Origin of the sequence: Pseudomonas shirazica, assembly GCF_015168335.1 — a bacterium.
GTDB lineage: Bacteria > Pseudomonadota > Gammaproteobacteria > Pseudomonadales > Pseudomonadaceae > Aquipseudomonas > Aquipseudomonas asiatica.
The window spans coordinates 1,878,673-1,898,922 of record NZ_CP063456.1; the positions used below are offsets into that span (position 1 = coordinate 1,878,673).

The 20,250-nt window shown below is 65.9% G+C and carries 15 protein-coding genes; all 15 read left to right on the forward strand.

All coding sequences use genetic code 11. The features are described from left to right. The first annotated feature begins 47 nt into the window (after positions 1-47). The gene (locus IMX18_RS08705) at positions 48-764 is read left to right on the forward strand and encodes a response regulator (RefSeq protein ID WP_015270773.1); all 717 of its coding nucleotides are present in this window, start codon (positions 48-50) and stop codon (positions 762-764) included. Beyond that, complete coding sequence (locus IMX18_RS08710; protein WP_015270772.1) at positions 761-1,537, forward strand: substrate-binding periplasmic protein; 777 nt, start codon at positions 761-763, stop codon at positions 1,535-1,537. Before IMX18_RS08705 ends, IMX18_RS08710 begins: the two co-directional genes overlap by 4 nt. Continuing rightward, on the forward strand, positions 1,534-3,786 hold the full coding sequence (locus tag IMX18_RS08715) for an ATP-binding protein (protein ID WP_102085065.1): 2,253 nt from the start codon (positions 1,534-1,536) through the stop codon (positions 3,784-3,786). Before IMX18_RS08710 ends, IMX18_RS08715 begins: the two co-directional genes overlap by 4 nt. 217 nt (positions 3,787-4,003) lie before the next feature. Further along, a complete protein-coding gene (locus IMX18_RS08720; RefSeq protein WP_013973081.1) occupies positions 4,004-5,410 on the forward strand; it encodes an amino acid permease in 1,407 nt (468 codons plus the stop codon). A gap of 524 nt (positions 5,411-5,934) precedes the next feature. Beyond that, positions 5,935-6,729 (forward strand): enoyl-CoA hydratase/isomerase family protein, encoded by a 795-nt coding sequence (locus tag IMX18_RS08725; protein WP_015270770.1) that lies wholly within the window; start codon positions 5,935-5,937, stop codon positions 6,727-6,729. 33 nt (positions 6,730-6,762) lie between these two features. Beyond that, positions 6,763-7,923 (forward strand): acyl-CoA dehydrogenase family protein, encoded by a 1,161-nt coding sequence (locus tag IMX18_RS08730; protein WP_015270769.1) that lies wholly within the window; start codon positions 6,763-6,765, stop codon positions 7,921-7,923. A 17-nt stretch (positions 7,924-7,940) separates the two neighbouring features. Continuing rightward, positions 7,941-10,058, forward strand: coding sequence for an acetate--CoA ligase family protein (locus tag IMX18_RS08735; RefSeq protein ID WP_217190150.1), 2,118 nt, complete (start codon positions 7,941-7,943; stop codon positions 10,056-10,058). Further along, complete coding sequence (locus tag IMX18_RS08740) at positions 10,051-11,658, forward strand: 5-guanidino-2-oxopentanoate decarboxylase (RefSeq protein ID WP_217190149.1); 1,608 nt, start codon at positions 10,051-10,053, stop codon at positions 11,656-11,658. The genes IMX18_RS08735 and IMX18_RS08740 overlap by 8 nt, the downstream gene beginning before the upstream one ends. A gap of 34 nt (positions 11,659-11,692) precedes the next feature. Continuing rightward, a complete protein-coding gene (alr, locus tag IMX18_RS08745; protein WP_039613894.1) occupies positions 11,693-12,922 on the forward strand; it encodes an alanine racemase in 1,230 nt (409 codons plus the stop codon). A 23-nt stretch (positions 12,923-12,945) separates the two neighbouring features. Further along, positions 12,946-14,136 (forward strand): pyridoxal phosphate-dependent aminotransferase, encoded by a 1,191-nt coding sequence (locus IMX18_RS08750; protein WP_013973075.1) that lies wholly within the window; start codon positions 12,946-12,948, stop codon positions 14,134-14,136. Continuing rightward, positions 14,129-15,544, forward strand: coding sequence for an aldehyde dehydrogenase family protein (locus tag IMX18_RS08755; protein ID WP_217190148.1), 1,416 nt, complete (start codon positions 14,129-14,131; stop codon positions 15,542-15,544). The genes IMX18_RS08750 and IMX18_RS08755 overlap by 8 nt, the downstream gene beginning before the upstream one ends. 43 nt (positions 15,545-15,587) lie before the next feature. Beyond that, positions 15,588-16,289, forward strand: coding sequence for an NAD(P)H-dependent oxidoreductase (locus IMX18_RS08760; RefSeq protein ID WP_015270763.1), 702 nt, complete (start codon positions 15,588-15,590; stop codon positions 16,287-16,289). A gap of 437 nt (positions 16,290-16,726) precedes the next feature. Further along, positions 16,727-17,830, forward strand: coding sequence for a polyamine ABC transporter substrate-binding protein (locus IMX18_RS08765; protein WP_015270762.1), 1,104 nt, complete (start codon positions 16,727-16,729; stop codon positions 17,828-17,830). 34 nt (positions 17,831-17,864) lie between these two features. Further along, a complete protein-coding gene (locus IMX18_RS08770) occupies positions 17,865-19,277 on the forward strand; it encodes an aminotransferase (protein WP_217190147.1) in 1,413 nt (470 codons plus the stop codon). Between the two features lie 53 nt (positions 19,278-19,330). After that, the gene (locus IMX18_RS08775; protein ID WP_015270760.1) at positions 19,331-20,164 is read left to right on the forward strand and encodes a helix-turn-helix transcriptional regulator; all 834 of its coding nucleotides are present in this window, start codon (positions 19,331-19,333) and stop codon (positions 20,162-20,164) included. The last annotated feature ends 86 nt before the right edge of the window (positions 20,165-20,250 follow it).

Genomic DNA, 20,250 nt, shown 5'->3' on the forward strand with positions numbered 1-20,250 from the left:
GTCGCGAGTGTGTAGAACAAACCAATAAAAAAAAGAGACGACACGCAATGACGCCTCGGGTATTGATCGTCGATGACGATCCGCTTATTCGTGACTTGCTGCAGGCCTATCTGTCCCAGGAAGGCTATGACGTGCACTGCGCCGACACCGCGGAAAAGGCCGAAGCACTGCTCGGCAGCCAGGATGTCGACCTGGTGCTGCTGGACATCCGCCTGCCCGGCAAGGACGGCCTCACCCTGACCCGTGAGCTGCGGGTACGTTCGGAGGTCGGCATCATCCTCATCACCGGCCGCAACGACGACATCGACCGCATTGTCGGCCTGGAATGCGGCGCCGACGACTACGTGATCAAGCCGCTCAATCCCCGCGAACTGGTATCCCGCGCCAAGAACCTGATCCGCCGCGTGCGCCATGCCCGCGAGGTGCACCCGACGCCGGCCTGCGCGCAATCGCTGAAGCAGTTCGCCGACTGGGCGCTGGACACCGACCGCCGGCGCCTGATCGACGCCCGTGGCGGGCAAACCCTGCTGACCCATGGCGAGTTCCAGTTGCTCAGCGTGTTCCTGCGCAACAGCGGCCACACGCTCAGCCGCGACCAGTTGATGGACCAGATCCGCAACCGCGAGTGGGTGCCCAACGACCGCTCCATCGACGTGCTGGTCGGCCGCCTGCGGCGCAAGCTGCACGACGACCCGGCCGAGCCCCAGCTGATCATCACCATCCACGGCACCGGCTACCTGTTCACCGCCAGCGTGGCGGCATGACACGCAGCGCCTGGGTGCTGGCCTTGGCATTGTTCGCCGTGCAAGCCAGTGCAAAGCAGCCGGTGCGCTATTGCGATTACCCGGTGTACCCGCCGATTTCCTGGAGTGACGGCCACCAGGTGCGTGGCCTGGCCCCCACCGTGGTACGAGAGCTGTTCGCGCGCATGGGCTACGAAGTGCAGACCGTGGTGCTGGGCAACTGGAAGCGCTGCCTGATGGACGCCGCCGCTGGGCGGGTGGATGTGGTGCTGGCCTACAACAGCGACCAGCGTGACCAACGCATGCGCTTTTCCACGGTGCCGGTGGTGCGCGAGGAAGTGGCGGTGTTCTACAACCGCCTGCGGCCGGTGCAGTTCCAGCGCCTGGAAGACCTGGCCAGTTACCGCGGCGGCCTGCTGTACGGCGAAAGCTACGGCGCTGACTTCGACCGCTTCGTCGCCCGCCACCAGAACATCGAACGGGTTTCGTCCAGCCAGCAGAACTTCGGCAAGCTGATCCGTGGGCGCATCGACTACGTGATCCAGGAGCGGCGCACCGGCCAGCTGTTCATCGAACACCTGCCCGGGGCGCAGGACATCCGCGTATTGCCCACGGCCCTGAGCGTGGACTACCTGCGCGTCGCGATATCACGGCAATCGCCCTTGAGCCAGCATATGGACGAAATAGACGCGCAGTTGCTGCGCATGAACCAGGCGGGCGAGATCGAGCGCTGGCTGGAGCAGAGCGAAGTTATCTACCGCGACATGGTCAACCTGCCGGCGGACTCCCGATGATCCGCCTGCGCACCGATGGCTTGCTGCGCCGCCTGCTGCTGTTCATCCTGCTGTTCAGCCTGTGCTTTACCGTGCTGGCCAGCTCGGTGCAGCTGTATTTCGAGTACCGCCGCGAGATGCGCGATATCGAGGCGCGCATGGCGCTGATCCGCGCCGGTTACCTGGCCAGCCTGGAGCGCAGCCTGTGGGACCTGGACGAGGCACAGCTGGATACACAACTGCGCGGCCTGGTGGACTTTTCCGATGTCGCCCGAGTGCGTCTGGTCAGTGACGATTTCCAGATGCTGCGCGGCGTCGCCGAGCCCAAGGGGCCGCTGCGCATCGAACGCTTCGCCCTTGATTACCAGCCGCCCTCGGGGCCGGCCAGGCACCTGGGCGAGCTGGAAGTGAGCATCGACTTGGGCGCGGTGCACCGGCGGCTGTATGCCACGGGCCTTGCCAGCCTGCTGTGGATGGGCGTGTTCCTGTGTGGCCTGGCGGTGGCGTTGTCGGGGCTGTTCTACCGCCTGGTCACCCGCCACCTGCAAGTGATGGCCGAGTTCGCCCGGCGTATTGGCGCCGGCCAGTGGCAGGAACCGTTGCGCCTGGGGCGCCGCCCGTCAACGCGCCCGGACGAGATCGACACCGTCGCCAATGCCCTGGATGACATGCGCCGCGCCATCCTCAGTGACATCGAACGCCGCGAGCGCGACCGCCTGGCGCTGCAGGACAAGCGCGACGAACTGCAGGCCATGGTCGAGCGGCGTACCGCCAGCCTGGCCCGGGCCAAGGACGAGGCCGAAGCCGCCAACCTGGCCAAGTCACGCTTCCTGGCGACCATGAGCCATGAGCTGCGTACACCACTCAACGGCATTCTCGGCATGGCCGAGCTGCTGCGCGGCGGCCGGCTGGAGGCGGCCGACCGCCAGCGCGTCGAGGCCTTGTACAAGGCTGGCGAGGGGCTGCTGGCGATTCTCAACGAAGTGCTGTATTTCGCCCGGCTCGAGGAGGGCGAAAGCCGCGCCGAGCTGGTCGGTTTTTCGCTACGCCAGTTGTGCCAGGAAGTGCTGGCGCTGCTCGAACCCATGGCCCGGGACAATGGCGACACCCTGCAGCTGGATATCGACGAGCAATTGGCCGATTACCAGCACGGTGCCGAACAGTACCTGCGCCAGGTGCTTAGCAACCTGCTGGCCAATGCCATCAAGTTCACCGAACAGGGGCAAGTGCGGCTTGCGGTGCAGGTACTGGCCAGTGACCAGGGCTCGCAGCGCCTGCGGGTGTCGGTCAGCGACAATGGCATCGGCATCGAGCCGGCTGTGCAGGCCAGGGTCTTCGACCGCTTCGTCCAGGCCAGCGAGGCGGTGGCCCGGCGCTACGGCGGCACCGGCCTGGGCCTGGCGATCTGCAAGCACCTGGTGGAAAAACTGGGGGGCTGCATTGGCCTGGACAGCGTGCAAGGGCAGGGCAGTCGCTTCTGGTTCGAACTCGACATGGCTCGCGGGCAGCCGGTGCAGGCCAGTTCACCAGCCCCGTCTCCCATGGCCAGCCTGGATATCCTGGTAGTCGAGGACGTGGCATTGAACCGCGAGGTGGCCGGTGGGTTGCTGCTGCGCGATGGCCACCGGGTGAGTTTTGCCGAGGACGCCGGGCAGGCCCTGCAGGCCTGCGCACAGCGGCGCTTCGACCTGATCCTGCTAGACGTGCATCTGCCCGGCATGAGCGGGGTGGAGCTGTGCCGACAACTGCGTGCCACGCCCGGGCCGAACCGCCATAGCCGGGTCCTGGCACTGACGGCTGGCGTGCAGCCGGGGCAAGTCCCAGGCTACCTGGCTGCCGGCATGCAGGGAGTGCTGGCCAAACCCCTGCGGCTGGACAACCTGCGCCAGGCGCTGGCCGAAGCGGCGCCCGCTGAACTGGCTGGCGTCGACGCGACAATGGACTGGTCGTTGCTGAACACCCATCGCTCTCTGCTGGGTGAACAGAAGCTGCAAGGCCTGTTGAAGGTGCTGCGCCAGTCGCTGGAGCAGCACGCCACCGCGTTGGCCGAGGCGCTGCCGGCCCAGGACTTTACCGAAGTGCTGCACCTGGCCCACCGCCTGGCCGGCAGTTGCGATTCCCTGGGTTTTTCTGGGCTGGCTGCGCTGTTGCGTCGCCTTGAGGACGCTGCCCGGCAGCATGACGAACAGGCATTGAAAGCGCTCGGCGAGCCGCTGGCCACCGAGCTTGCCCAGGCCCGCGCCACCCTGGAACAGCTGATCCAGAGCTGACGTACAAAAAACTTACGACTTTTTACATCTTCGATCCGTTCGTACAACGGCACCTTACATCCGTTTCCAATAATCCAAGGCAACCGTGTTGCACGCGGTCCATGAGGCTTATTGGAGACAAGAATAATGACATGCCGTAGCGCTCAGCCCCTCCTTCCCAACACACCGCGCGGCACCCCCGGGCGGCCTGGCACCGGCCGCAAAGGCGAGGTGCGCCATGACTGACAACCGCGAAAAGATCCAGCTCACCCGCGCGCTGAAAAGCCGGCACATCTTCATGCTGTCGCTGGGCGGGGTGATCGGCACCGGGCTGTTCATGGGCTCGGGCGTAACCATCAACCAGGGTGGCCCGATAGGCGCGATCCTGGCCTACCTGGTCGCGGGTTTGCTGATGTACCTGGTGATGGTCTGCCTGGGCGAGCTGTCGGTGCAGATGCCGGTGTCCGGTTCGTTCCAGGCCCACGCCACCAAGTTCATCGGCCCGGCCACCGGCTTCATGATCGGCTGGGTGTACTGGATGAGCTGGGCCACCACCGTGGGCCTGGAGTTCACCGCCGCCGGCATGCTGATGACCCGCTGGTTCCCGGAGGTGCCGATCTGGTATTGGTCGGCGCTGTTCGTGGTCGTGCTGTTCGGCCTCAACGCCCTGGCCACCCGTGCCTTCGGCGAGGCGGAGTACTGGTTCTCGGGGATCAAGGTGGCGACCATCCTCGGCTTCATCATCATCGGCCTGCTGGTGATCTTCGGCGCCATCCCGCTGAGCAGCGGGGCGCCGGCACCGATGCTGGACAACCTGGTGGGCGAGTCGCTGTTCCCCCATGGCCTGTCGGCGGTGTTCGCGGTGATGATGACCGTGGTCTATGCCTTCCAGGGCTGTGAAATCATGGGGGTGGCAGCCGGCGAGACCGAGCACCCGGAAAAGAGCATCCCGCGGGCCGTGCGCAACGTGGTGTTCCGCGTGCTGATCTTCTACGTGCTGGCGATTGCCGTGCTCTCGGCCATCGTGCCGTTCGAGCAGGCCGGGCTGATGGAAAGCCCGTTCGTGCAGGTGTTCGACATGGTGGGTATTCCCTTTGCCGCCGACCTGATGAACTTCGTCATCCTCACCGCCATCCTCTCGGTGGGCAACTCCGGGCTTTATGCTTCCACGCGCATCCTCTGGGCCATGTCGAAGAGCGGCATGGCGCCGAAAAGCCTGTCGCCGCTGAGCAAGCGTGGCGTGCCGTTGCGGGCGCTGAGCATCACCCTGTGCTTTGCGCTGATCTCGCTGATGACCAGTTTCATTGCCGCCGACACCCTGTTCATGGTGTTGATGGCGGTGAGTGGCATGTCCGGCACCGTGACCTGGATCGTCATCGCCCTGGCGCAATACCGCTTCCGCAAGGCCTACCTGCGAGATGGTGGGCAACTGCAGGACCTGAAGTACAAGGCGCCGCTGTACCCGCTGGTGCCGCTGCTGTGCATCACCCTGTGCAGCTCGCTGTTCGTGTTCCTGGCGCTGGATGAAACCCAGCGGCCGTCGTTGTACTGGGGCTTTGGCTTCATTGCCCTGTGCTACGCGGCGTACTTCTTCGTCAACCGCCGTCGGCAGGGGGCCTTCGAGCCGAGCGTGCCAGGGGTTTGATGCCGTGGGTCGTTGGTTGTAAGTGTTCGTCGAAGCATTTTTATTGCCTGTGAGATCGAGCGCCGCCCGCGCGGCGCTTCGCGGGACAAGCCCGCTCACACATTTGTTGCAACGTGCCGAACCTGACAGGCCATGGTTGTCAGCCTTGTTGCCTTGACGCGGTTTTCCGGCTGGCGCTACCGCCACCTCACCGGCCTCAAACAATACACCAAGGCGGACAACGCCTCTCCCACAGGCATGGCCACGTTGCAACAAATGTGGGAGCGGGCTTGTCCCGCGAAGCGCCGCGCGGGCGGCGCTCGATCTCACAGGCGCAGAAAGTGTCAAGGCGTATACCCGCGAAGCGCCGCGCGGGCGGCGCTCGATCTCCCAGGCAACGAAAATGCAATGCCAAAAGAAAACCGCGTAACAGCAAAAACCGAGTTGTGCGAAGTTGTAACAGCCCATCCCGCCTTGTTGAACACTCGTTTAGTATCTCCCTCATCAAGCCCTCTCAAACCATCACAACAACACCGAGGCCCCCCATGACCACCCCGTCGTCGTCACTGTTGAGCAAGGTCGAAGCCGGCGTTGCCTGGATCACCCTCAACCGCCCCGAGCAGCGCAACGCGCTGGACATCCCCACCCTCAAGCAACTGCACGCCCTGCTGGAAACCTGCAACAGCGACCCGGCCGTGCGCGTGGTGGTGCTGACCGGCAGCGGCCGCAGCTTCTGCGCCGGTGCCGACCTGGCCGAATGGGCCGCGGCCGAAGCCCAGGGCACCCTGGAAAGCTACGGCTGGACCGAAACCGCCCACGCCCTGATGTTGCGCCTGCACAGCCTCGACAAGCCCACCATCGCTGCCATCAACGGCACCGCCGTGGGCGGTGGCATGGACCTCAGCCTGTGCTGCGACTTGCGCATCGCCGCGGCATCGGCGCGCTTCAAGGCCGGCTACACCAGCATGGGCTACAGCCCCGACGCAGGTGCCAGCTGGCACCTGCCACGGCTGATCGGCAGCGAGCAGGCCAAGCGCCTGTTGTTCCTCGATGAGCTGTGGGGTGCCGAACGTGCCCTGGCGGCCGGGCTGGTCAGCGAAGTCTGTGCCGACGAGCAACTGCCCGCCGTGGCCGCCGAGCTGGCCGGGCGCCTGGCCAACGGCCCTACCTTCGCCTACGCGCAGACCAAGCGGCTGATCCGCGATGGCGCGCGGCGCACCCTGGCCGAGCAGCTGGAGGCCGAGCGCCAGGCCGGCCTGTTGTGCGGCCGTAGCCAGGACGGTGCCGAGGCACTGCAAGCCTCGGTGGAGCGCCGCGCACCCCGTTTTACCGGCCAGTAACCCGATAACCGACCCTCACCAGGACCTTCGCAGATGAATTTCCAACTGACCCAAGAACAAGAAATGTTGGTGGAAGCGGTACGCAGTTTTGTCGCCAAGGAGCTGCTGCCCCATGAGGAGGCAGTGGACCGTGCCGATGCCGTATCGCCCGAGCTGGCTGCGCAGATCCGCGGCAAGGCCATCGCCGCCGGGTTCTATGCCTTCAACATGCCCGAGGAGGTCGGCGGCGGTGGCCTGGACTATCTGTCCCAGGCGCTTATCGAGCGCGAACTGTCCAAGGTGTCCTGGGCCCTGCACGTGTTCGTCGCGCGGCCATCGAAAATCCTCATGGCCTGCAAGGACGAGCAGATCAACGACTACCTGTTGCCCTGCGTGCAGGGCGAGAAGATCGACTGCTTTGCCCTCACCGAGCCGGGCGCCGGCTCCGATGCCAACGCCATCAAGACCCGTGCCGTGCGCCAGGGTGACGACTTCGTCATCAACGGCAGCAAGCACTTCATCAGCCATGCCGGCCACGCCGATTTCGCCATCGTCTTCGCCGTCACCGACACCTACGAGCACAATGGGCGCAAGCGCAACGCGGTAACGGCCTTCCTGGTCGACCGGGGCACGCCGGGCATGACCATCCGCCGTGGCCCCAAGTGCGTGAGCAACCGTGGCTACCACACCTACGAGCTGTTCTTCGACGACTGCCGGGTGCCGGCCAGCAAGGTGCTGGGCGAGGTCGGCAAGGGCTGGGAGGTGGCCAACGCCTGGCTCACCGCCGGCCGGGTGATGGTCGCCGCCAACTGCGTGGGCCAGGCCCAACGAGCCCTCGACCTGTCGCTGCAATGGGCCGCCGACCGCAAGCAGTTCGGCCAGGCCATCGGCAGCTACCAGGGCGTGTCGTTCAAGCTCGCCGACATGGCCACGCAGATTCGCGCTGCGGAAATGCTCACCCTGCACACCGCCTGGAAGATGGACCAGGGCAGCATGACCGACGGCGAGGCCGGCATGGCCAAGCTGTTCGCCAGCGAGGTGCTGGGCAAGGTTGCCGACGAAGCCGTGCAGATCTTCGGTGGCATGGGCCTGATGGATGAAGGGCCGGTCGAGCGCATCTGGCGCAACGCACGCATCGAGCGCATCTGGGAAGGTACCTCGGAAATCCAGCGGCACATCATCGCCCGCGAACTGCTGCGCCCGCTGCTGCGCTGAGCGCGAGGAGAACACCCATGTCGCATTCGATTCGTGACAACCTCAAGCGCCTGCTGGCCCCCCGGCACCTGGCCTTCGTCGGCGGGCGCAGCATGGCGCGGGCGCTCAAGCGCTGCGCCGAAGGTGGCTTTGGCGGCGAGCTGTGGCTGGTCAACCCGCAGCATGACAGCCTCGAAGGTATCCCCTGTGTGGCGCGTGTGGCCGACTTGCCCCATGCCCCGGACGCGGTGTTCATCGCCACCAACCGCGAACTGACCCTGCAGTGCGTTGCCGAGCTGGCCGCACGCGGTGCCGGTGGCGCCATCTGCTATGCCTCGGGCTTTGCCGAAAGCGGCGAAGAGGGCCGCCAGCTGCAGCAGCGCCTGCTCGCCGCCGCCGGCAACATGGCCTTGCTCGGCCCCAACTGCTACGGCCTGCTCGACTACCTGCACGGCGCTGCCCTGTGGCCGGTGGCCTATGGTGGCCAGCAGGTGGAGAAGGGCGTGGCGATCCTCACCCAGAGCGGCAACTTCGCCTACAACCTGTCGATGAGCGACCGCTCGCTGCCGGTGGCCTACATGGCCTCGGTCGGCAACCAGGCGCAACTGGGCGTGGCCGAGCTGATGGACGTACTGCTCGACGACCCACGGGTAACCGCCATCGGCCTGCACCTGGAAGGCCTGAAGAACGTGCCGGGCTTCGCCCGTGCTGCCTGCAAGGCATTGCAACAGGGCACGCCGATCATTGCGCTGAAGACCGGCGTGTCGCAGATTGGCGCCGAACTGGCGCTCAGCCACACCAGCTCGCTGTCCGGCTCCGATGCCTTGTACGACAGCCTGTTCCAGCGCCTGGGCGTGATCCGCGTCAGTGGCCCGGTGAGCTTCGTTGAAACCCTCAAGGCCGCCGCCTGTGGGCGCCTGCCGGTGAATGGCGAGCTGATCGCCCTGGCCTGCTCGGGTGGCGATGCCGGCTTGATCGCCGACTATGCCGAGCGCAACCAGCTGGTCCTGCCGAAGCTCGCACAAGGGCAGGTGACGCAGTTGGCCGAGGTGCTGCCGGCCTATGCCAACCTGGTCAACCCGCTGGACTTCACCACGGCCATCTGGGGTGATGCAGCGGCCCTGCAACGCATGCTCGACAGCACCCTGAGCGGCGCAGCCGACGCGGCCATGCTGGTGCTGGACTACCCGGCGGCGTTCACCGGCGAACGCAAGGAATGCGACCTGCTGCTTGCACTGTACTGCGATGCACTGGAACGCCACGGCAAGATCGGCTTCGTCACCTCGGCATTCCCGGAGCTGTTGCCCGCCTGCGCGCGCGAGCGTTTGCACGCGCGTGGCATCGCCGCCCTGCAGGGCGTGGAGGATGGCCTGGCAGCCTGGGGGCGCATCGTCGCCTACCAGCGCAACCGCCAGCGGCTGCTGGAACAGGGTGAGGCCACGCGGGTGCCGCTGTGCCCGCAGGCCATCGCGGGCGAGGGCCTGCTGCTGGACGAATGGCAATCCAAGCAAGCCCTGCGTGCCTTCGGCCTGCCGGTACCGGCAGGGGTGCTGAGCACACCCGAGCGCGCCGTGGCAGATGCCGCCCGCGTCGGCTACCCGTTGGTATTGAAGGCGGTCAGCGCGCAACTGCCGCACAAGACCGAGGCCGGTGCAGTGGCGCTGAACCTGCGCGATGCCGCCGCCCTCGAGGTTGCGCTGGTGCAGATGCGCCAGCGCATCGCCGCCTACGCCCCGCAGGTAGCATTCGACCAGGTGCTGCTCGAACCGATGGCCGAGCCGCCGCTGGCCGAACTGATCGTTGGCATCAAGCGCGAGCATGACTTCGCCCTGGCTCTGGTGATCGGTGCCGGTGGCGTGCTGGTCGAGCTGCTCAAGGACAGTGTCAGCCTGTTGCTGCCGACCACCGACGATGCCATCCGCAGCGCGCTGCTCGGCCTGCGCAGTGCCAGCCTGCTGCAAGGCTTCCGTGGCCGCCCGGCCGCCGCCCTCGACGCACTGGTTGCGGCTATCCGCGCGGTGGCCGACTACGCCTGCGAGAACGCCGGGCAACTGCTGGAGCTGGATGTGAACCCATTGATGGTCGGTGCCCACGGCACCACCGCGGTCGACGCGCTGATCCGCCTCGGCCAGGCGCAAGGAGAACGACATGAATAAGCACACCCCGACCGCCGGCCAGGCGTTGGTGCGCCTGCTGGCCAACTACGGCGTGGAGACGGTTTTCGGCATCCCCGGCGTGCACACCCTGGAGCTGTACCGCGGTCTGCCGGGCAGCGGCATCCGCCATGTGCTGACCCGCCACGAGCAGGGCGCCGGCTTCATGGCCGACGGCTATGCACGGGTAAGCGGCAAACCGGGGGTGTGCTTCGTCATCACCGGCCCGGGCGTGACCAATGCCGCCACCGCTATCGGCCAGGCCTATGCCGACTCCATCCCGATGCTGGTGATTTCCAGCGTCAACCATACTGCCAGCCTGGGCAAGGGCTGGGGCTGCCTGCACGAAACCCAGGACCAGCGCGCCATGACCGCGCCGATTACCGCGTTCTCCGCCGTGGCCCTGCGCGGCGACGACCTGCCCGAGCTGATTGCCCGCGCATGGGCTGTGTTCGACAGCGAACGGCCGCGCCCGGTGCACATCTCGGTGCCGCTGGACGTACTGGCCGCGCCGGTCAGCCGTGACTGGAGCAATGAGGTGGTGCGCCGCCCCGGGCGCGGCCAGCCTTGCCGCGACATCCTTGACCAGGCCGCCGTGAAGCTGGTCGCCGCCAAGCGGCCGATGATCATTGCCGGCGGTGGGGCACTGCACGCGGCCGAGCAGTTGCAGCAGCTGAGCACCCGACTGGCAGCGCCATTGTTCACCAGCGTGGCCGGCAAGGGCCTGCTGCCAGCGGACGCACCACTGAATGCCGGCGCCAGCCTGTGCGTCGAGCCCGGCTGGCAGCTGATCAGCCAGGCCGACGTGGTGCTGGCAGTGGGTACCGAAATGGCCGACACCGACTTCTGGCGCGAGCGTCTGCCGATCAGTGGCGAGCTGCTGCGCGTGGACATCGACCCGCGCAAGTTCAACGACTTCTACCCCTGTGCCATCGCCCTGCACGGTGATGCCCGGCAAACCCTGGCCGGCCTGCTCGAGCACCTGCCAGCGCTGGACCGTGACCCGGCCCAGTCCAGCGAAGCCGTGGCCAACCTGCGCCAGGCCATTCGCAGCGGGCATGCTCCGCTGCAGGCCGTGCACCAGGCAATCCTCGACCGCATTGCCGCCGTGCTGCCCGACGATGCCTTCGTCAGCAGCGACATGACCCAACTGGCCTATACCGGCAACTACGCCTTCGCCAGCCGGGCGCCGCGCAGCTGGCTGCACCCCACCGGCTACGGCACCCTCGGCTATGGCCTGCCGGCCGGCATCGGCGGCATGTTCGCCAGCGACCACCGGCCAGGCCTGGTGCTGGTGGGCGACGGCGGCTTCCTCTACACCGCCCAGGAACTGGCCACGGCAGTCGAAGAACTGGACCGGCCACTGGTCGTGTTGTTATGGAACAATGACGCCCTTGGCCAGATCCGCGACGACATGCTCGGCCTGGACATCGAGCCGGTCGGCGTACTGCCACGCAACCCGGACTTCGTCGGCCTGGCCCGCGCCTTCGGTTGCGCGGTGCGCCAGCCGCGTGACCTGGACGCGTTGCAGGCCGATCTGGCCAGCGGTTTCGCCAACCCCGGCGTCACCTTTATCGAACTCAAACACACCTGCGTCTGCTAAGCGGCAGACACCACGAACAACAAGAGAAATCACCATGCAATTCAGCCGTACCCTCCTGGCTGCATCCCTCGCTCTGCTGATCACCGGCCAGGCCCCGCTGTACGCCGCACCGCCCCTGTCGATGGACAACGGCACCGCCGCCCTGACCGCGCAGAACAGCAACGCCTGGGTCGAAATCAGTGCCGGCGCACTGCAACACAACATCCGTACCTTGCAGGCCGAGCTGGGCGGCAAGTCCAAGCTGTGCGCCGTGCTCAAGGCCGACGCCTATGGCCACGGTATCGGCCTGGTCATGCCGTCGATCATCGCCCAGGGCGTGCCTTGCGTGGCGGTAGCCAGCAACGAGGAGGCCCGCGTGGTCCGCGCCAGCGGCTTCACCGGGCAACTGGTGCGGGTACGCCTGGCCAGCCTCGGCGAAGTGGAAGATGCCTTGCAGTACGACATGGAAGAGCTGGTTGGCAGCGCCGAGTTCGCCCGCCAGCTCGATGCCATCGCCGAACGCCACGGCAAGACCCTGCGCATTCACATGGCGCTCAATTCCAGTGGCATGAGCCGCAACGGCGTGGAAATGACCACCTGGTCCGGCCGGGGTGAAGCGCTGCAGATCACTGACCAGAAGCACCTCCAGCTGGTCGCGCTGATGACTCACTTCGCCGTGGAAGACAAGGACGATGTGCGCAAAGGCCTGGCAGCGTTCAACGAACAGACCGACTGGCTGATCAAGCACGCGAAGCTTGATCGCAGCAAGCTCACCCTGCATGCCGCCAACTCCTTCGCTACGCTGGAAGTGCCGGAAGCGCACCTGGACATGGTGCGTACCGGTGGCGCGCTGTTCGGCGACACCGTGCCGACGCGCACCGAATACCAACGTGTCATGCAGTTCAAGTCGCACGTGGCGGCGGTGCACAGCTACCCGGCAGGCAACACCGTCGGCTACGACCGCACCTTCACCCTGGCGCGTGATTCGCGCCTGGCCAACATCACCGTGGGTTACTCCGATGGCTACCGCCGGGTGTTCACCAACAAGGGCCATGTGCTGATCAACGGCCACCGAGTGCCAGTGGTGGGCAAGGTGTCGATGAACACCTTGATGGTCGATGTCACCGACTTCCCCGATGTGAAGGGGGGCAACGAAGTGGTGCTGTTCGGCAAACAGGCCGGGGGGGAGATCACCCAGGCCGAGATAGAAGAAATCAACGGCGCGTTGCTCGCCGACCTGTACACCGTATGGGGCAGTTCCAACCCGAAGATTCTCGTCGACTGAACTGCCAATGAAGGGAGATTGCCATGCGCTACGCCAAGCTCACTCAACACATCGCCGGCGACGGGGCTGCGGCCTGGGACATCCACTATCGCGCCCTGGCGCTGCAGGCCGAGGGTAGGGATATCCTGCTGCTCTCGGTGGGTGACCCGGACTTCGACACCCCCGCGCCGATCGTCGAGGCGGCCATCGACAGCCTGCGTTCGGGCCACACCCATTACGCCGATGTGCGCGGCAAGCTGGCGCTGCGCCAGGCCATCGCCAACCGCCACCGCCAGCGCAGCGGCCAGGCCGTCGATGCCGACCAGGTGACGGTGCTGGCGGGGGCCCAGTGCGCGCTGTACTGCGTGGCCCAGTGCGTGCTCGACCCGGGTGACGAGGTAATTGTCGCCGAGCCCATGTACGTGACCTACGAGGCGGTGTTCGGGGCTTGTGGCGCCAAGGTGGTACCGGTGCCGGTCAAGCCGGAGAACGGCTTTCGCGTGTGCCCGCGTGACGTGGCCGCGCGCATCACCCCGCGCACCCGCGCCCTGGCCCTGAACAGCCCGCACAACCCCTCGGGGGCGAGCCTGCCGCGCGCCACCTGGGAGGCGCTGGCCGAGCTGTGCATCGCCCACGATCTGTGGTTGATCTCTGACGAGGTGTATAGCGAGCTGTTGTACGACGGCGAGCATGTCAGCCCAGGCAGCCTGCCGGGCATGGCCGAGCGCACCGCCACCCTCAACAGCCTGTCGAAGTCGCATGCCATGACCGGTTGGCGGGTGGGCTGGGTGGTCGGTTCGACCGAACTTGCCACCCATCTGGAAAACCTCGCCCTGTGCATGCTGTACGGTTCGCCGGACTTCATCCAGGACGCCGCCGTGGTGGCACTGGAGCAGCAGCTGCCGGAACTGGATGTCATGCGCGAAGCCTATCGCCAGCGTCGCGACCTGGTGTGCGAGCAGTTGGCCGACTGCCCGGGCATCAAGGTGCTCAAGCCCGATGGCGGTATGTTCGTGATGGTCGATATCCGCGAGACCGGCGTATCTGCCCAGACCTTTGCCGACTACCTGTTGGACAGCCAGGGCGTGTCGGTGCTTGCCGGCGAAGCGTTCGGCCCCAGCGCTGCCGGGCATATCCGCCTGGGCCTGGTGCTGGGCAATGCGGCGCTGATCGATGCCTGCCGACGCATCGCCTACTGTGCCGACGAACTGAAACGGGACTACGGCCATGCGTGAGTATGCGCGGCTGTACATCGACGGCGCCTGGCAGGTACCGAGCGGGCAGGGCATGGCCGAGGTGATCGACCCGGCCACCGAACAGGCCATCGGCCGGGTGCCGCTGGGCGCCGAGGCCGATGTCGAACGGGCGGTCATGGCCGCGCGGCGGGCCTTCGATGGCTGGTCGCGCACGCCGTCCAGCGTACGTGCCGGCTATATAACGGCGCTGGCTGCACAGCTGAAAAGCCGCGCGGCGGAAATGGCCTCGGTCATCACCGACGAGTTGGGCATGCCGGTGCAGTGGTGCCAGGCGGTACAGGTGGAGGGCCCGATTGCCGGGCTGGAGCAGTACGCCGAACTGGCCGGGCTGATGGATGAGGTGCGCGAAGTCGGCAACTCGCTGGTGTACCGCGAAGCCGTTGGCGTGTGCGCGTTCATCAACCCGTGGAACTACCCGCTGCACCAGATGATCGGCAAGCTGGCGCCGGCCCTGGCCGCCGGCTGCACGGTGGTGGTCAAGCCCAGCCAGGAAACACCGCTGCATGCGTTCCTGCTGGCCGAGATGATCGAGGTCATCGGCCTGCCGGCCGGGGTGTTCAACCTGGTCAGCGGGCCGGGGGCCAAGGTTGGCGAGGCCCTGGCCCGGCACCCGCAGGTGGACATGGTGTCGTTCACCGGCTCCACCGGCGCCGGGGTGCGCGTGGCCCAGGCGGCCGCGCCGACGGTGAAGCGGGTGTGCCTGGAGCTGGGCGGCAAGTCGCCGCTGCTGATCACCGCCGACGCCGACCTGCACGCGGCGGTGCGCCATGGCGTGCAGGACGTGATGATCAACTCGGGGCAGACCTGCACGGCCCTGACCCGCATGCTGCTGCCGGCCAGCCGCTACGCCGAGGCGCTGGAGATTGCCGAGGCCGAGACCCGTGCGCTGGTCATGGGCGATCCGCGTGACCCGGCCAGCTTCCTCGGGCCGATGTGTTCGGCAGGCCAGCGGCGCACCGTGCTCGACTACATTCGCCTGGGCCAGGAAGAGGGCGCGCGCCTGCTGTGCGGCGGTGATACGCCAGCCGGCTTCGAGCGCGGCTTCTACGTGGCGCCGACCTTGTTCGCCGATGTCGACAACCGCATGCGCATCGCCCAGGAGGAAATCTTCGGCCCGGTGCTGTGCCTGATCCCCTATGCCGACGAGGCCCAGGCGCTGGCCCTGGCCAACGATTCGCCGTTCGGCCTGTCCAGCGCGGTATGGGCCGGCAGCCGCGAGCACGGCCTGGCCCTGGCGCGGCAGATACGCGCCGGGCAGTGCTTCATCAACGGTGGCGGGTTCAACTACCAGGCACCGTTCGGTGGCTACAAGCAGTCGGGCAACGGGCGTGAGTGGGGTGAGGAGGGCCTGGCGGAGTTCGTCGAGGTGAAAGCGGTGCAGTGCTGAGCCACAGCTGGAAGACAACCTGTTTTGTGTGAGGAGAATGTTTGTGAATGTACTGATCGTCCACGCTCACCCCGAGCCGCAATCGTTCACTGCTGCCCTGCGTGACCAGGCCGTGGAAACCTTCCGTGCCCAGGGCCACCAGGTGCAGGTCAGCGACCTGTACGCCATGGGCTGGAACCCGGTGGCCAGCGCCGATGACTTCAGCCAGCGCGAGAACCCCGAGTACCTGGTGTATGCCCTGGAGCAGCGCCAGGGGGTCAAGCGTGGTGCCATTGCCGCGGATATCCGGCAGGAGCTGGACAAGCTGCTGTGGGCCGACTTGCTGGTGCTGAACTTCCCGATCTTCTGGTTCTCGGCGCCGGCCATGCTCAAGGGCTGGATCGACCGGGTGCTGGTGTCGGGGGTGTGCTATGGCGGCAAGCGCTTCTACGACCAGGGCGGTTTGGCGGGCAAGAAAGCGCTGGTGACCGTGACCCTGGGCGGGCGTGAGCACATGTTTGGCGACGGGGCGATTCATGGGCCGCTGGAAGACATGCTGCGGCCGATCTTGCGCGGCACCCTGGCCTACGTGGGGTTCGAGGTGTTGCCGCCGTTCGTGGCCTGGCATGTGCCGTACATCAGTGACGAGGCGCGGCAGGCGTTCTTGCAGCAGTACCGGCAGCGTCTGGAGCAGCTCTCGGACGACCAGCCACTGGTGTTCCCGCGCCTGGAACAGTTTGATGAGGCGCTTTACCCGCTGGCGTGATTGACTGTTCTGGCCCAATCGCCGGCAAGCCAGCTCTCATAGAACAACACATGACTCATTGGTTCGGCGAGGTTCTGTAGGAGCAGCCTTGTGCTGCGAAGAGGCCGGGGCTGACAAAGCCTGTCTATTGGCTGTACCGGCCTCTTCGCAGCACAAGGCTGCTCCTACAAAGGACGCGTCAGACGAGCGATATTGGTTCTCTGCGCGAAAGCGCAGCCCAAAGGGCTGGGCAATCTCCCACAGGGAAATCACAGGGCTTCAGGACTGTGGAGGACCTGTGGGAGCTGGCTTGCCGGCGATTGGGCCTGTGGCCTTCATACAAAATTCACCGGCAAAAAAAGCGACCACCCACACATTCGGGGTATGTCCCCCTTCGGCAAATCCCTCGATAGTGCCCCCGTCGGCTCGATCCCGAGCACTCACACGATGGAGTTGCCATGCGCAAGGTACTGAAGGTGATTGGCGGTCTGCTGCTGGCGTCTGGCGCCAGCCTGGCCCAGGCGGCAGAGGTGGACAGCGGTAACACGTTGCGGTTGTACAACTGGACCGACTATATCGGCGAAACCACCCTGGCCGATTTCGAGAAGGCCACCGGCATCAAGGTCATCTACGACACCTTCGACGGCTACGAAACGGTGCAGACCAAACTGCTCACCGGCCGCTCCGGCTACGACCTGGTCATGCTCAACGCTTCCCTGGTCCCCCCGCTGATCAGCGCCGGGGTGTTCCAGGCGCTGGACAAGCGGCAACTGCCCAGTTGGCACAACCTCGACCAGCAGGTGGTGAACAACCTGCAAGGCTACGACCCCGGCCTGAAATACTCGGCGCCCTATACCTGGGGCAGCTCGGGGGTGACCTACAACGTCGACAAGATCACCGCGCGCATGCCCGATGCCCCCATCGGCTCGCTGGCCATGCTGTTCGACCCCAGGATCGTCTCGCGCTTTGCCGACTGTGGCGTCACCCTGATGGACGCGCCGACCGAAGTCATCCCGCTGGCCCTGCAGTACCTGGGCAAGGACCCACGCAGCGCATCACCGGCCGACCTCAAGGCGGCCGAACAACTGCTGCTGGGCATTCGCCCGTACATTCGCAAGTTCGACTCGGTCAATTACCTCACCAGCCTGCCCAACGGCGATGTCTGCCTGGCCCTGACCTGGTCCGGCGACTACGCCACCGCCCAGGCCCGCGCGGTGGAAGCGAAGAAGGACATCAAGCTGTCGTTCTTCATCCCCCAGGAAGGCTCGCTGATCTGGTTCGACAACCTGTACATCCCCAAGGATGCGCCGCACGCGGCCAACGCCCACCGCTTCATCGAGTTCCTGCTGCAGCCGCAGACCATGGCCAAGGTCACCGACTACATCCACTACGCCAACAGCAACGCCGCCGCCACGGCGCTGGTGCGCGACGAGATCCGCCAGGACCCGGCCATCTACCCCGACGCGCAAACCCGCGAGCGCCTGTTCGCGCAGAAAACCCAGAGCCCGAAGGACATGCGCGCCATCACCCGGGTCTGGAGCACGGTCAAGACCGGTTTCTGAACACTGCCCAACGATCACTGCCAAGGAGCTGCCCATGGCCACCCCAAGCAAAGCATTCGCCATTGCCCACGACCCGCTGGTGGAAGCCGACAAGGCCCACTACATGCACGGCTACCACGTGTTCGACGAGCACCGCGAGCAAGGCGCGCTGAACATCGTTGCCGGCGAGGGCGCCTACATCCGCGATACCCACGGCAACCGCTTCCTCGATGCAGTCGGCGGCATGTGGTGCACCAACATTGGCCTGGGCCGCGAGGAAATGGCCCTGGCCATCGCCGACCAGGTACGCCAGCTGGCCTATTCCAACCCGTTCTCCGACATGGCCAACGGCGTGGCCATCGAGCTGTGCCAGAAGCTTGCGCAGCTGGCGCCGGGTGACCTGAACCATGTGTTCCTCACCACTGGCGGCTCGACCGCGGTCGACACTGCCTACCGGCTGATCCAGTACTACCAGAACTGCCGTGGCAAGCCGCACAAGAAGCACATCATCGCCCGCTACAACGCCTACCACGGCTCCACCACGCTGACCATGTCGCTCGGCAACAAGGCCGCTGACCGGGTGCCGGAGTTCGATTATCACCACGACCTGATCCACCATGTGTCCAACCCCAACCCGTACCGCGCCCCGCACGACATGGACGAGGCCGAGTTCCTCGACTTCCTGGTGGCCGAGTTCGAGGACAAGATCCTTTCGCTGGGGGCCGACAACGTGGCGGCGTTCTTCGCCGAGCCGATCATGGGCTCGGGCGGGGTGATCATTCCGCCCACGGGCTACTTCCAGCGCATGTGGCAGCTGTGCCAGACCTACGACATCCTGTTCGTCGCCGACGAAGTGGTGACCTCGTTCGGGCGCCTGGGCACCTTCTTCGCCAGCGAGGAACTGTTCGGCGTAACCCCCGACATCATCACTACCGCCAAGGGTCTGACCTCGGCCTACCTGCCGCTGGGGGCGTGCATCTTCTCCGAGCGCATCTGGCAGGTGATCGCCGAGCCGGGCAAGGGCCGCTGCTTCACCCACGGCTTCACCTACAGCGGCCACCCGGTGTGCTGCACTGCGGCGCTGAAGAACATCGAGATCATCGAGCGCGAGCATTTGCTGGAGCACGTCAAGGACGTTGGCGGCTACCTGGAACAGCGCCTGCAAAGCCTGCGCGAGCTGCCGCTGGTGGGGGATGTGCGCTGCATGAAGCTGATGGCCTGTGTCGAGTTCGTTGCCGACAAGGCCAGCAAGGCCCTGTTCGCCGACGAGGTGAACATCGGCGAACGCATCCACAGCAAGGCCCAGGCCAAAGGGCTGCTGGTGCGGCCGATCATGCACCTGAACGTGATGTCGCCGCCGTTGATCATTACCCATGCGCAAGTGGACGAGATTGTCGAAACCCTGCGCCAGTGCATCATCGAAACCGCGCGCGAACTCACGGCGCTTGGCCTGTACCACGGCCGATGAACCTGGCGCAAAGGGCTGTGCGCGGGCGTGCCTGGCAGGCTAGACTGCCGGGCATGACCCAGGCCTCTCCCGACACCCCGCTTACCCTTTCACTGGGCGCGCTGCAGCAATGGCATGCGGCGCTGCAGCGCGCACTGGCCCACAGCGAAACGCCCGAGGCGCTGGCGCATGTGGCGGCCGCCATCGGCCAGTTGGTGCAGGTGGAATCGATGATGATCAGCCTCGAGTGCCAGGGGCGGGCACCGCAATTGCTGTACCAGCAAGGCATCCCCGACCTGCACCGCGCCGCCGTGCTGGAGCGCTACTTCACTGCCGGCTACCTGCTCGACCCGTTCTGCCTGGCCGTGCAGAGCGGCCTGGCCGAGGGCTTCTACCATCTGCAGGAAATCGCCCCGGACAATTTCTTCGACAGCGACTACTACAAGGCCTATTACCTGGGTACCGGTTGCAGTGAAGACAGCTACTACATCGCCGACCTCAGCGCTGGGCGCAAATTGTCACTGAGCCTGTTCCAGGGTTGCAGCGGTACGCGGCTGAGTACGGGGCAGATCGACCTGCTGCGTGCGCTGGAGCCGATGGTACGTGAACTGCTGGGGCGCTACGCCCGGCACCATCTGGAGCCCGGCCCCGCTTCGGCGGAGCGTGGTAGCCTGCAGGCGGCGTTCGACAGTTTCGGCTGCCAGGTGCTGACCGACCGTGAGCGGGAGGTGGCGCACATGATCTTGCGTGGGCATTCGGTGAAGTCCACCGCGCTGGAGCTGGGCATCTCGCCGGAAACCGTGCGCATGCACCGCAAGAACCTGTACCTGAAGCTGGAGATCAACTCGCAGTCGGAGTTGTTTGCGCGGTTTATCGACTGGCTGCGCGGTGATCGCCTTGCGATCTAGCAGCAAAGGAGCAACTGCCTTGCTCAATATCTGAAAGCTGGCGGGGTCCCTGTGGGAGCGGGTTCACCCGCGAAGGAAGCGACGCG